The sequence below is a fragment of the Mesotoga sp. H07pep.5.4 genome, from assembly GCF_003664935.1.
Taxonomy (GTDB): Bacteria; Thermotogota; Thermotogae; order Petrotogales; family Kosmotogaceae; genus Mesotoga; species Mesotoga prima.
On sequence record NZ_JFHM01000010.1, the window covers coordinates 55,379 to 68,690 of the forward strand.

11 protein-coding genes and 1 pseudogene are annotated in these 13,312 nt (G+C 46.7%); 9 read left to right on the top strand and 3 right to left on the bottom strand.

All coding sequences use genetic code 11. The annotated features are described in order from the left end of the window. The first annotated feature begins 579 nt into the window (after positions 1–579). Both Y696_RS14280 and Y696_RS06665 read left to right on the top strand, forming a co-directional pair. A complete protein-coding gene (locus Y696_RS14280; RefSeq protein ID WP_259459868.1) occupies positions 580–819 on the top strand; it encodes a hypothetical protein in 240 nt (79 codons plus the stop codon). 26 nt (positions 820–845) lie between these two features. Continuing rightward, the gene (locus Y696_RS06665; RefSeq protein ID WP_006486635.1) at positions 846–2,117 is read left to right on the top strand and encodes a LemA family protein; all 1,272 of its coding nucleotides are present in this window, start codon (positions 846–848) and stop codon (positions 2,115–2,117) included. On the opposite strand, the gene Y696_RS06670 is transcribed toward Y696_RS06665, so the two are convergent. The 3 genes from Y696_RS06670 to Y696_RS06680 all read right to left on the bottom strand — a co-directional run bounded on the left by Y696_RS06670 (position 2,091) and on the right by Y696_RS06680 (position 5,067). Then, positions 2,091–2,678: a hypothetical protein gene (locus Y696_RS06670; RefSeq protein WP_039882227.1), complete on the bottom strand. Its 588-nt coding sequence runs from the start codon at positions 2,676–2,678 to the stop codon at positions 2,091–2,093. The genes Y696_RS06665 and Y696_RS06670 overlap by 27 nt on opposite strands. A gap of 5 nt (positions 2,679–2,683) precedes the next feature. Further along, on the bottom strand, positions 2,684–3,973 hold the full coding sequence (locus tag Y696_RS06675) for a patatin-like phospholipase family protein (RefSeq protein WP_006486639.1): 1,290 nt from the start codon (positions 3,971–3,973) through the stop codon (positions 2,684–2,686). A gap of 86 nt (positions 3,974–4,059) precedes the next feature. Then, positions 4,060–5,067, bottom strand: coding sequence for an AEC family transporter (locus Y696_RS06680; RefSeq protein ID WP_006486641.1), 1,008 nt, complete (start codon positions 5,065–5,067; stop codon positions 4,060–4,062). Between the two features lie 159 nt (positions 5,068–5,226). Here Y696_RS06680 and Y696_RS06685 point away from each other — a divergent pair. From Y696_RS06685 to xseA, 7 genes and pseudogenes are all read left to right on the top strand, one after another. Beyond that, a pseudogene (locus tag Y696_RS06685) lies at positions 5,227–6,401 on the top strand (DUF3798 domain-containing protein). 75 nt (positions 6,402–6,476) lie between these two features. After that, positions 6,477–8,081, top strand: a complete 1,605-nt coding sequence (locus Y696_RS06690) for a sugar ABC transporter ATP-binding protein (RefSeq protein WP_006486648.1) — start codon at positions 6,477–6,479, stop codon at positions 8,079–8,081. Continuing rightward, complete coding sequence (locus tag Y696_RS06695; protein ID WP_006486650.1) at positions 8,074–9,117, top strand: ABC transporter permease subunit; 1,044 nt, start codon at positions 8,074–8,076, stop codon at positions 9,115–9,117. Before Y696_RS06690 ends, Y696_RS06695 begins: the two co-directional genes overlap by 8 nt. Next, a complete protein-coding gene (locus Y696_RS06700; protein WP_006486652.1) occupies positions 9,114–10,253 on the top strand; it encodes an ABC transporter permease in 1,140 nt (379 codons plus the stop codon). The genes Y696_RS06695 and Y696_RS06700 overlap by 4 nt, the downstream gene beginning before the upstream one ends. Before the next feature lie 4 nt (positions 10,254–10,257). Further along, positions 10,258–10,641 (top strand): DUF6672 family protein, encoded by a 384-nt coding sequence (locus Y696_RS06705; protein WP_259459871.1) that lies wholly within the window; start codon positions 10,258–10,260, stop codon positions 10,639–10,641. 285 nt (positions 10,642–10,926) lie between these two features. Beyond that, complete coding sequence (locus Y696_RS06710) at positions 10,927–11,688, top strand: SDR family NAD(P)-dependent oxidoreductase (protein ID WP_121510024.1); 762 nt, start codon at positions 10,927–10,929, stop codon at positions 11,686–11,688. Between the two features lie 82 nt (positions 11,689–11,770). Beyond that, entirely contained in the window at positions 11,771–13,312 is a 1,542-nt protein-coding gene (gene xseA / locus Y696_RS06715) for an exodeoxyribonuclease VII large subunit (protein ID WP_121510025.1), read from the top strand.

Consider the following 13,312-nt stretch of genomic DNA (forward strand, 5'->3'; position numbering starts at 1 on the left):
CGACTAGGGCAACGCGGGAGGTTAGAGGTATGAGGTTAGAGGTAAGAAGATCAAGCTCTTATCGCTCTTTCAACCTCTTCCCTCTGACCTCGGCTTTTACCAAGAACCTGGACGCGCAGCGTCGGAACGAAGAACCGGTGTTTATTGGCGGGGACGCTGTACCGTTGACTGGCAAATGGTTTTCATCAGCGTACAGCGGGTTCATGCTCCTAAGCGAACAGCGGCTCTCAAGACCAAGATGGTAAAACAAGTTCAGGCCGACGTTTTCGGAATCAGCAAACACTGTCACACCCCTCTCGCCTTCTCGGGTGTCTCTCACATTGTCATCCCGAACTTGTTTCGGGATCTGTGTTTCCATCTTCGAAGGATCCTCTCGGAGGACGGTGGAACTTTGACTGGCAAACGGTTTTCATCAGCGCGCAGCGGGTTCTTGCTCCTAAGCGAACAGCGGCTCTCAAGACCAAGATGGTGAAACAAGTTCAGGCCGACGTTTTCGGAATCAGCAAACACTGTCGTACCCGGCTCGCTTTCTCGAATGTTCTTAACTTAGTCATCCCGAACTTGTTTCGGGATCTCTGTTTGCATCTTCGAAGGATCCTCTCGGAGTACGGTGGGCCGTTGACGGTTGACCCGAAACTCTTCCTGCGTAACAGCCTCACTTCCGGTGATGTTCTTCGCCGCATCACTTCAGCTCTCGCCAGTCTGCTAATTTCGGAGGCCGGTGGACCGTTGACTGACAAAGACGTCTACTCTCGAATTTCCGAAGACCTTCCCGGAAGCTTATCACCAAGTTATGATAAAATCCGACTGGCCGTGTAACAAGTTGATTTTTGGTGGTGAGCTTTATGGATTATGGTTCTCTTATCAGGTTGATCGGCTTCGGATTGTCGTTACTCATGCTCTTCTTTTCTTTCAGATCGTACAGGCGAAAGCGGTTGATCGACGACATGCCAACTTCGAAGGCACACGGGGTCTTCATAGGTCTGGTGGAAGTGTCGGGAAAGGTGGAATGCCAAAACCCCGTTACGAGTTACCTTACTGAATCTCCATGCGTACAGTGCTCTTGGGAAATCTCTGAACACTGGAGCAAGACGACTACAGAAACCTATACCGATTCAAAGGGGAAGACCAGAACGAGAACGAAACGTGAGAGTGGTTGGAAGACAGTCGCATCTGGTGAGTCGATGTGTCCATTTAATCTCCGCGACGAGACAGGCACGATTCAAATTAGACCCGAGAAAGCGAAAATCGAAGGAGTTAGAGCGATGAATTTGAGATGCAGACCGTCCGATCCGCTGTACTATGGCAAGGGTCCTGCAGAATCGATAATTCACTCCGATCACTTAAGAATGTTCACTGAATCGATTATTCCCCTTGACGCAAGAGTTTATGTTATCGGCCAGTCCAGAGAAAGAGAGGATGTTGTTGCCCCTGAGATCGCTCATGATGAGAGTTCACCCCTGTTCTTGATTTCAACTCGTGAAGAAGACAGGATTAGCAAGTCTTACTCCCTAAATTACTGGCTGCTTTCTCTGGGCGGATTGGGAGTATTGTTGATCTCATTCTTCATAGCAAGCAGGATTGGCTTTTATAGATGGATACCTTCCGGAGTTTCAGATTACTTCATGCCGACCGGAATATATCTGGGCCTCTGGCTGATAGGATGGTTCTGGACCACTTTCAATAGTCTCAAATCGCTTAGAGAAAGAGTGAGACAGGGCTTTTCACAGATTGAGGTTCAGCTGAAGAGAAGGCACGATTTGATACCGCGCCTTTCTTCCGCCGTCTCGAGTTTGATGAAGCATGAGCAGAGTATCCAGACAAAGATAGCAGCTCTCAGAAGCGAGGCAGCTGTGAACGAAGAAGCGGCTGAAAGGCTCCTTCTTCTTATCGAAAACTATCCAGAGCTTAAATCAAGCGATGCCGTATCCAGACTTCAAAGAGAACTATCGGATACCGAAAATAGGCTCGAACTCGCCAGAGCCTATTACAATAACATCGCGACATTTTACAACACAAGGCTCGAGAGAATCCCCGACAATATAGTCGCTACTCTGGCTCGTTTGAAGAACTGTGAGTTACTTCTTCAATCAAAAAGCGACGGAGATTCCAAATAGGCCTCCATCGGGGCTGGATGTGCTTTCGATAAAAGGTATGTCCAGCTCGAAATAGAACTTTCCATTTGTCAAGAAGAGACCGGAAACGATACCAGCTTCGCTGGCCACGAAAAGCTGGATTTTAGCCCCAACCATCCAGTCTCGTATGTAAAACCCCGCCATCGGCGCTACCCTGAGGAATGGTATGAAGTAGTCGTCTCCGCTTATTCCACTTGGTTTTTTGCCGAAAAAGGCCCCTCCACTCACCAGAAGGGCTGCGTTTCTGAAGCCCGGTACTCCCAGCTTTGCCCCAGCTTCGACCGTGGCTGCCGGCGCGGAAATGAAGATGCTCGGAATTGCTACCCTAAGTGAACCTTCGAGATACTCCGTAAGGCCCATCCTGGCAAGATACTGGAAACTCCAGGGGGCGAGGATAGATTCTTCGAAACCTACAAGGAGATCCATTCCAACGGCCTGTTTCAACGTGCCGCTAGGTAAAATCTCCGGTCCCATCATTAAAGCCATCGGAACGCAACCGGAGAACAGAAACATAATTACCAGAGAAAAAATCATCCATTTCATAGTATTCACTCCTCTACTCCCCTAAGCGTTATGAAGGAAGATTTGAAAAGGTCGAATTGAGTGGGTGGTTCAGGAATCTCTGCCTTTTCCAATAGGAAGATAAAAAAGCTTAGCATCTTCCTGAGGTGAACAGGTGAGACTTTCTCATCTAGGAATCCTTTGCTCAGGTAGGCATCACGCAGGGCTTGGAGTATTTCTTCGACGCTGTACAGATCAAGAGCCGGTACCTCAAGCATTGAAGCCAGCTCATCTACTACGTCTATCATGGGATCCTCACTCTCATAAATCACTTCAAGAGATGATAAGAGCTCAGAATAGAAGCTCTCGGGATCGTCCCATTCCCGAGAATCATTGATTATCTTCATTGCCTCGTTCTTCTCTTCCGGGGAGAGCGAATCGAACATCATCTTGAAGATGTCTCTGTTCTCGAAGATATATGTGTACTTTCCCTTCGTCAAGCCAAAAGCGGCCAGGGTATCTAGATAGCCTGCTTCGATCTGTAGTATGGCTTTCTCCGAATCGAAATCCAGAGTACTGCCGTACATAACTCTCGGTCTTATATGGGTGAGCTTAGCCCCGGAAAGATACGCCTGGAACTTCCCTATTCTATCTCTAAGAGCAGTTCTACCGATATCGACCAGAATGATCTCTCTAAAACCTCTTTCCAAAGCCATCTCAACTGGCTGATTTGAGTAGATTCCTCCATCGACAAAGGCCTTTCCATCGATGACTACCGTTTTGAATCCGGGGAAATTCGCGCTTGCCATCAAGTAATCCACTAGAGATCCTTGAGGTATGTCTTCAATGAAGAGCATTTCGGGCCTGACATCGGTCAGATCAAAAGTCACAAGTCCGAAGTCTATCGAGGAGTTTCTCACGGCTTCTTCGGATATCACAGAGCTGAGCAGCTCCTTGAGCGGCGTCACATCTATGCCTTCATTGATGACGTCTACAGCTCCCTGATAAAGCTCACCGAGACTCCAGTCAGAACCTCCTCCATATGCCTCGATCAACTTTCGCTGCGCTTCCGTTGGCTTCATCACGCTCTCTTCAGAAATGTTTCTCCAGACATCCAATGCTTTATCGAAATCGCCTTGTGCAACTGCAGCGGCATTAAGAGAACCTACCGAAGTACCGTACACTCCACCCAAATCGACTCCGAGATCTATCAAAGCCTTCCAGGCACCGATCTCATAGCCGCCCTTCGCTCCACCGCCTGAAAGAACCAGGGCAACACTTCCCGACAACACAATCAAAGGAGCCAAAATAAAAAAAGCAACCGCGAGACGTCTCAATTTTCACACCTCTCTTCGGGAGTTTATAGAGGGATGATAGCATTATCTCAAAGCAAAACGGAAGAGAAAATCTAGATCTGACCTTTTCATTCAAGAAAAGAGATGATTAAAGGGATCGAAATTAGGGAGAAAAGAGTTGAGGAAGCTATCAATCTTGAAGAAAGCTCGAAGTCCGAATCAAAAAGCCGCGCAAAGATCGACGTATTAGCTGCAGCCGGCATTGCACTCATTATTATCAGCACTTTCTCGACCGTTTGCGGCAGTCTCAAGAAGGAAAGGAAAAGAAAGACTATCATCGGCGCAACGCAAAGTTTCAAAAGGCTGTAGATTATTATCGTTCGCCCTTTCAGAATCGCAGAAATCTTTGAACTTGCCAAAATGATACCGGCTACGATCATAGCCAATGGAATAGTACTCTCCCCAAGAAGCGCAAGAGCTTCGTCGAGAAAGACCGGAAGTTTAAGAGGTGTGAAGAAGAGAACAAGGCCAATGAAGACCGAGATCATTCCGGGATTCAGGAAGGCTTTTTTCCCTGACAGTTCCGTCTTGCCCGACATTATCCTGATCCCAACGGTCCAGGTTAATATGTTGAACCAGATATTAAACACTGCACTGTAAAAAACACCTTTCTTTCCGATCACCAACTCCACAACCGGATAGCCCATATAGGCGACGTTTCCGAAGAGCATAGCATAACGAAATACACTTCTAACATCACCGGTAAGCCTGAGAACTCTGGAAGAAGCAATTCCCAGGATCCAGAGAAACAAATAGAGCACACCACCGGCCATTAACAATATTACGGAGTTTGAAAGCATCTCGTAAGAAAAGTCGAAATTCATAGACTCTACTATCAAAGCGGGTAGGGTTATGTACAGGACAAATCTTGAGATCCCCTTTGTGAATAGATCGTCGGCCAAATTACTTTTCTTCATTATGAATCCAGTTCCTATCAATACAAAGAAAGTTAGGATTTTCGAGACGATTGCGCTCATCAAGAGGATTATAAACCAGCATAACAAAGGACAGAACAAAGAGAGGAGACTAGACGTACTTAGGGAGCTTGAATGACCAATACTGAAGAACCAGGTCATTACATTAATGACTCAAAATTGTGATAAACTAGTCTCGTTAAACATTATACTTTCCTTTTTGATATCCGGGCCATCCGGCTTTTATATCGGTCAAACAAGATATGTTATTAAAGGATGCCTGTCGGGCAGCCTAAATCCTTAATAAAAGGGGGGTTTTGAATGCGTAAAGCACTATTAGTTCTGCTGGTAGTTCTTGTAAGCGCGGCTTTCATGTTTGCCGCAGAATTTCACATCGGCGTTGTAACCGGAACGGTGTCACAGTCTAAGATGATCTTCGAGGCGCCGAAGCGCTGATCAAGAAATACGGGGATGCTGCTTCCGGTGGGATGATCGTACATCTTACTTACCCTGATAACTTCATGTCTGAACAAGAGACAGTTATAGCACAGATAACTGGTCTCGCAGACGATCCTCTAATGAAGGCTATCATTGTCAACCAGGCAATTCCTGGAACAGTCGAGAGCTTCAGAAGAATCAAGGAAACAAGACCAGACATTCTTCTTCTTGCCGGTCTGCCTCACGAAGATCCTCCAATGCTAGCCGATGCAGCTGATCTTTCCGTCAACGCCGACTCACTGGCACGTGGCTACCTGATAATCTACACGGCCAAGCAGCTGGGCGCAGAGAAGTTCATGCATATCTCATTCCCAAGGCACATGTCTTACGAACTTCTTTCCAAGCGAAGAGACATCATGAGAGCTGCATGTGAAGAACTCGGCCTCGAGTTCATTGATATGGGTTCTCCTGACCCTGTCAGTGACGTTGGAATCGCAGGAGCACAACAGTTCATTCTTGAAAAAGTCCCTGCCTGGCTTGATGAGTATGGACCAAAGACCGCCTTCTTCTGTACAAACGATGCCCACACAGAACCTCTTCTAAAGAGAGTTGCCGAACTTGGCGGTTACTTCATCGAAGCCGATCTTCCTTCTCCTCTCATGGGCTATCCTGGCGCACTTGGTATCTCCTTCACTGAGGAAGAGACTGGCAACTGGCCGGCAATACTCGCAAAGGTAGAAGAAGCCGTTGTCGCGAAAGGTGGGGCAGGGAGAATGGGTACATGGGCTTATTCTCTTGGTTACACGACTACAGCCGCTCTTGCAGAACATGCCAAGAATGTCATCGAAGGCAAATGTGAGATTGACGACTTCGATGCCATTATGGCGGCATTTGCCGAATACACACCAGGCGCGGCTTGGAATGGAAGCTATTACGTCGATGCCAATGGAATCGAGCAAGAGAACTACCTCCTGATCTATCAGGATACCTACATATTTGGCAAAGGTTACATGGGAATCACGGAAGTAGAAGTTCCTGAGAAATATCTAAACTTCTAAGCTAATAGCGTCAAGAAGGGGGGTAAGCCCCCCTTTTCTTGATTCTTTCCAACGTTCGGTATTTGGGGTGAAGCCATGGATGAAAAGCAATACTTGCTGAAGATGGAAAATATCAGTAAAGAGTTCTTTGGTAATCAGGTTTTGAAAGACGTAACTCTTAGTGTTGGAAAAGGCGAGATCGTTGGATTAGTTGGAGAAAACGGCGCCGGAAAGTCAACGCTCATGAACATTCTCTTCGGCCTGCCTGTGATTCAGGAAACTGGGGGTTTTCAAGGAAGGATACTTCTAGATGACGTCGAAGTCAATTTTACCAGTCCCTTTGAAGCGATAGAAGCAGGGATTGGCATGGTACATCAGGAGTTCATACTTATACCCGGCTTCACGGCAACGGAGAATATCCTGCTGAATAGAGAGTCCACAAACTACAACATTTTCGTAGAGGTCTTTGGCGAGAGACTACGTACTCTAAACAGAGAAGAAATGCACAAAAGAGCCGTTGCTGCAATAGAAAAGCTTGAGGTACAGCTGGACCCTGATATGCTCGTTAGCGAAATGCCTGTCGGTCACCGGCAGTTCACCGAGATCGCGAGAGAGATGGATAGAAAGTCTACGAAGCTCCTCGTTCTCGATGAGCCGACGGCCGTCCTAACGGAATCCGAAGCGGAAACCATGCTAACGGCGGCAAGAAGACTTGCAAATAAGGGACTTTCTATAATCTTCATTAGTCACAGGTTGAGCGAAGTGTTGAAAATAGCAGATCGTCTAGTAGTACTGAGGGACGGTCAGGTTGTTCGAGAGCTGGAATCCTCAAAGACGACTCCAAGAGAGGTCGCCTCTTTGATGGTAGGAAGAGAAATAAAGGACAGCTCATCGGTTAGAGAAAACAAAAGTGAAGAGCCTGAAATTGTTCTGGACATAAAGGATCTCTGGGTAGACATGCCCGGAGAACAGGTAAATGGAGTCAATCTCCAGGTTCACAAAGGAGAGATTCTCGGCATAGGAGGTCTCGCCGGCCAAGGAAAGCTTGGAATAGCCAACGGAGTAATGGGACTCTTTCCCGCGGAAGGTGAAGTCTATTACAAAGGCGAGAGATTACCGCTAAACAATCCCGTCGGCGTCCTGAGTAGAGGCATCGCATTCGTTTCGGAAGACAGAAGGGGCGTTGGTCTCCTCCTTGATGAACCGATAGATTTGAATATTGTTTTCACCGCGATCCAGATTCAAGGAAGGTTCATCAAGAATCTTCTAGGTGGCTTGATCAAGTGGCGAGATGACAAAGAAATCTCAAGGGTGGCCAGAGAATACGTTGAATCTCTCCAGATCAAATGCGTGAGTGAAAAACAGCAGGCGAAGGAGCTTTCAGGAGGAAATCAACAGAAGGTATGTCTTGCCAAGGCCTTCGTTCTCGAACCCGATCTCTTGTTTGTCTCTGAACCAACGAGGGGAATTGACGTAGGCGCGAAGAGCGTGGTTCTCGAAACCCTAAGAACACAAAATCGAGAACACGGCACAACAATCATTATGACCTCCTCCGAGCTAGAGGAGCTTCGCTCGATCTGCGACAGAATAGCAATAGTAAGTGAAGGAAGGATACTTGGAATTCTACCGCCGACCGCCGATCCGGCTGACTTCGGTTTGCTTATGCTGGGCGAGCAGGAAGAGGTGAAGGAAAGTGTTTGAAGGCATTGCGAACCTTATAGAGAAGGCCGGTTGGCCGAGAATCATAATTGCTCTCTTCCTTTTATCTCTTTTCGTAATAGCGCCATTTGTCAACATAAGTATAGGGACGTCGATTAGCGACACATTAGTAAGGTTTGCCATGAACTCCGTTCTGGTTCTTTCGCTCGTACCGATGGTTCAATCCGGTTGCGGATTGAATTTCGGAATGCAGCTCGGTGTAATTGCAGGATTGATCGGTGCGGTTACAAGCATTGAACTCGGTGTAACGGGGCTTGCCGGTTTCTTGACAGCAATTGGTATTGCAATACCATTCGCAGCAATTCTAGGGTTCTTCTACGGCCTTTTGCTAAACAGAGTTAAGGGAGACGAGATGGTCGTAGCAACATACGTGGGTTTCTCTTCAGTGGCCTTCATGAGTATGATGTGGCTTCTCCTGCCATATAAGAGCCCGAACATGATATGGGGATATGGAGGCTCCGGTCTAAGGACAACCATAAGTGTCGAGGGATACTGGTTGGGTGTTCTTAACAACTTTCTCAGCATAAGAATCGGAAACTTTTTCTTTCCAACGGGGACGATCCTTTTCTTCGCCCTCATTGCTTTGCTCGTCTGGTCATTCTTCAAGACGAAGCTAGGAACGGCGATGACGGCGGCAGGATCAAATCCTGTATATGCAAAAGCAGCCGGAGTTAATGTAGACAGAATGAGAATTCTATCAGTCGTGATCTCTACGGTTATTGCGGCTGTGGGAATCCTTGTCTATGAACAGAGTTTCGGATTCATTCAGTTATACATGGCCCCTCTATTGATGGCCTTTCCGGCCGTTGCTGCTTTACTGCTCGGGGGCGCATCCGTTTCGAAGGCGTCTATGGGAAACGTTATCATTGGAGCGTTCTTGTTCCAGGGAATTCTAACTATGACACCTTCCGTCATGAATAATCTCATTAAGAGCGACATGTCGGAGGTAATCAGGATAATCGTCTCTAACGGTATGATCGTTTATGCTTTGACGAGAAGAACGAAGGTGAGAAAATGAAGGATCAGAGCTTAACACGCGCAAAGAATCCATTGGTGAGATTCGTAATTTCCAATGCGGTTCCAATCTTGTTTGTCATTCTCCTTATTTTCGCCGTGCCGTTGTCGGGATTCTCAACTGATTATCTTCTGAACGAAATCATCACGAGACTCGGGAGAAACTCCTTCCTTGTCATATCTCTACTGATACCTGTTATGGCCGGCATGGGATTGAACTTCGGTATTGTGCTTGGAGCCATGGCAGGGCAGATAGGCTTGATTTTCATGCTCGACTGGGGAGTAGTAGGTATTCCGGGAATTGTTCTTGCTATGCTTATTGGAACACCAATCGCGATTCTTTTGGGCATGCTTGCGGGAATGATCCTCAATCGTGCAAAAGGCAGAGAGATGGTTACATCAATGATTTTGGGATTCTTCATAAACGGGATTTATCAGCTTACGATCCTCTACGGTATGGGAAGTGTAATACCGATTGCCAGTGACAAGTTGCTGCTTCCCAGAGGATACGGTGTCAGAAATGCAATCGATTTAATAAGCATAAGAAAAGCTCTCGACAATATGTGGTCCATAGAAATAAGCGGGGTCTCTATTCCTCTAGGTGTCTTCGCAATAATAGCTGCACTCTGTATATTTGTTTTCTGGTTCACGAGGACAAAGCTCGGTCAAGACATGAGGGCTGTGGGCCAGGATATGCAAGTGGCGGCAACCGCCGGAATAAACGTGGATAGGACGAGAACGCTCTCGATAATTATTTCGACGGTTCTCGCCTGTTACGGTCAGATTATCTTCCTGCAGAATATCGGGACGATCAACACATATAATTCCCACGATCAGGTCGGAACGTTCGCCATTGCCGCGCTTCTTATTGGAGGCGCCTCAGTCGCAAAAGCAACCATTCCAAATGTCTTCATTGGAATCACTCTCTTCCATCTGACCTTTATTGTCGCTCCAAGAGCGGGAAAAGAACTCTTAGGCCAGGCACAGATCGGCGAGTTTTTCAGGGTCTTTGTATCTTATGGAATAATCGCCATCTCACTCGCTCTCTACGCCTGGAGAAGGCAGGTTGAAAAGGAGACCGAAAGAAGGCAGGCAAAGGCAGCAATCAAAGCAGCGGTTGAAGATGGGACAGGAGGCTGATCGCATGAGGAGGAACATTATTAGAGTCGCCCTTGTTGTGGTCCTTGTTGCTCTTGGATTTGGTCTTTACGTTCTCGGAAAGGAACATAACATCTTCGTAGAAAACAAAGACATCGTCGTAGACGGCGTCGAATATAAATCGGCAAATACAATAAATGTAATTGTCGACGATATCGAACTTGAGGATGTCAAAAAGGGAAAGAGAAAGGTTGCTTATTCAGCCGGTCCGTGGCACAGAATAAAGGCAGTTGAAGTGTTTCCTGATGGGACTACAAGGGAAATTGAACGAAAGTTTACTTTGTCGCCAAACGATACTGCAGTAATAAATCTTGTCGCGCTTTTTGAAGTCGAAGAGGGATGGCTTACGATAGAGCAAGCCGAGCGATGAAATCTCGAAATGAATGGTTGAGCTAACCGCAATTGATGATAAAGGGACTGAATGATGTCAGCGTTCGGTCCCTTTTCTTTTTGCATCGAAAAAACTTCGAATAAAGCGTCGTTCTTCTAGGCCAAGCCTTTCACAAGTTGATAAGCGAATCATCGTCAATCGATTTTTGAAAGCTCCTCTTAAAAGCGCAGTCTGGATCGTTATTTGAGCTTAGCAAGGATTGTGATATACTAAATATAGCAGATAGAAACTATCGGAGTTCATCCTTATATAAGGAGGTTCACTATGAAGAGATTCGAAGGCAAGGTAGTAATGATATCGGGAGGAAGCTCTGGAATCGGAGCCGAAACCACCATCGCATTCGCAGAAGAGGGAGCAAAGGTAGTAATTACAGATGTCAATGAAGAAAAAGGAAGGAAGTTAGCCGAAGAGATAAACGAATCCGGCGGCACTGCAGTGTTCATGAAGCACAATGTCGCAGACGCCAAGCAGACAAAGGAAATAATCAACAAAATCGTAGAGAAGTTTGGAAAGCTTGATGTCGCATTCAATAACGCTGGGATTGCTGGCCCTTCTCTTCCGATATCTGAGTACCCTGAAGAGGAGTGGGAACGAGTGATTTCGATCAATTTGCTGGGCGTCTATTATGGAATGAAGTACCAGATTCAGCAGATGCTTAAGCAGGGCGGAGGAACAATTGTAAACAACTCTTCTATACTTGGAAAAGTCGGTTTCAACAATGCCTCCGCTTATGTAGCCGCCAAACACGCTGTCGTTGGATTGACGAAAGCCGCAGCGCTGGAGTATGCAAGCAAAAACATAAGAATCAATGCCGTTAATCCTGCTTTCATAAAGACGCCGCTGATTGAGAATGCCGGAATGAAGGAGGGAACGGAGATGTACGACATGCTAGTTGGCTTGCATCCTATAGGCAGGCTCGGAAATCCCAGAGAAGTCGCTAATGCCGTCTTGTTTCTTTCCGGTGAGGACGCCTCTTTTATTCACGGAGAGTCTTTGATGGTAGATGGTGGCTATACGGCGAAATAATTGTGAATGTTCCTACTGAGGGCGCCATTAGGCGTCCTCTTCTTTTATAATGGAGTAAAGCATTCATTCAGAGGAGAACTTCATGGGAGAAGAAACTCTTGAATTCAAGGATCTTGACAATATGCTAGAACATATAAGAACGATTCTTGCAGATGCGGGTTTAACCAATCTGAGAGTCAAGTTTCCTGCCGATGTTACCAATATAAACGTCAGAGGCAGCTATGTATATATCAATGTATCTCAGGATTACGTTGAGCGAGGTACGAAGCGGCGAATAGATCTGAGCATGATTTCAGGCACCTCTGCCTTTGCAAGGATGGGAAGACAGCTAGCTCTAAAGAGCTCGTCCGACTTGAAAGGTAAGAAGTGGCTCTTCGAAGGTACTCTCAGTTTCTACAAACCGCGTGCAAGCTTTTCCATCTGGATAGATACGATCGCGCCGATCGGTGAGTCGGATATTGCCGCTCGAAGAAGGGAGATCTATCTCGCTCTTAAAGCTCGGAATGCATTGAGAACCGAGGAACACGATCTCGCCGAGCTGCCCCCGATTAAGAGGATTGCCGTCATCTCGTCTTCAACTGCAGCGGGACTCGGGGATTTCTTCTCCAATCTCTCTCTTCAATATCCTTACAAACCCATTGTTCATCTTTTTGAATCATATATGCAGGGGAATCGAACCGTCCCCGGGATTCTTTCCGCTTTGAAGAAAATCGCCTCCTGTCCCGTTAAATACGACGTTGTGGTCCTGACCAGAGGTGGTGGCTCTGCGAGCGACTTAATGTACTTCGACAACCTGGATTTGGGAAGTGCAATTTCGGATTTCAACAAGACTTACTGCCCTGTGCTTAGCGCTATCGGCCATGAAAGAGATTTCACGATTCCGGACTTCGTCGCATGGAAGAGATTCGACACCCCAACGGCAGTAGCGAGAGGAATAACCGAACAGGTAAACGAGTATATCGCCTCTCTTGAAGAATTCGCGGATCTCTTAGACGACGAAATGAACTGGCTATTCCAAAGAGCTTGGGATGAGACCGATCCTAAAAGACTTGGGATCATGTCGGACAGAATAGAGGAAAATATGAGTCGAACGGAGCATTTCTTCGAGGATGAGATAAGGGTTTTGTCGGGAACCATTCTTCACAGGATCGGCCAGGCTGTAAACGAACTTGGATCCTTCAACCCAACCAGGTATGTTCTCTCGATTGAGCGAACGATGAACGAAATTTTAGCACTTACCGAGGGCCTAATAAACAGGGCGGAGACGACCATCCAAAGAAGTTTTCACTACAGTGAAAGTCAGCTAGATTATGCAGGATTGAGAAATCAGCTCGACAGACATTTGATGAACGCAAACGGACAGGTCGAGCTACTTGACAAAGGAATATTCAGACTGATCGACGACAAAATCAACGAGGCAGGTAACGACCTCGACGACCTCTTCAACGACCTCACTTTGCATGGGGGATACGCAGCCTCCCTCCTTTTCGGTGGTGTGGTCCTGAAGAAAGCCGACAGGATTGTTAACAGTGTCAGAATTGTCTCTCCTGGAGATGAAGTTGACTGTATTTTCAAAGACGGCGAAGCAAAAGCTACAATTGATGAAGTGAAATCGGAGGTATGA

Bases quoted from the DNA above. Each gene is read 5' to 3' on its own strand.
- Y696_RS06680 (WP_006486641.1), bottom strand. From the start codon at position 5,067: ATGACCTGGTTCTTCAGTATTGGTCATTCAAGCTCCCTAAGTACGTCT.
- xseA (WP_121510025.1), top strand. From the start codon at position 11,771: ATGGGAGAAGAAACTCTTGAATTCAAGGATCTTGACAATATGCTAGAA.
- Y696_RS06665 (WP_006486635.1), top strand. From the start codon at position 846: ATGGATTATGGTTCTCTTATCAGGTTGATCGGCTTCGGATTGTCGTTA.
- Y696_RS06705 (WP_259459871.1), top strand. From the start codon at position 10,258: ATGAGGAGGAACATTATTAGAGTCGCCCTTGTTGTGGTCCTTGTTGCT.
- Y696_RS06710 (WP_121510024.1), top strand. From the start codon at position 10,927: ATGAAGAGATTCGAAGGCAAGGTAGTAATGATATCGGGAGGAAGCTCT.
- Y696_RS06670 (WP_039882227.1), bottom strand. From the start codon at position 2,678: ATGAAATGGATGATTTTTTCTCTGGTAATTATGTTTCTGTTCTCCGGT.
- Y696_RS06690 (WP_006486648.1), top strand. From the start codon at position 6,477: ATGGATGAAAAGCAATACTTGCTGAAGATGGAAAATATCAGTAAAGAG.
- Y696_RS06700 (WP_006486652.1), top strand. From the start codon at position 9,114: ATGAAGGATCAGAGCTTAACACGCGCAAAGAATCCATTGGTGAGATTC.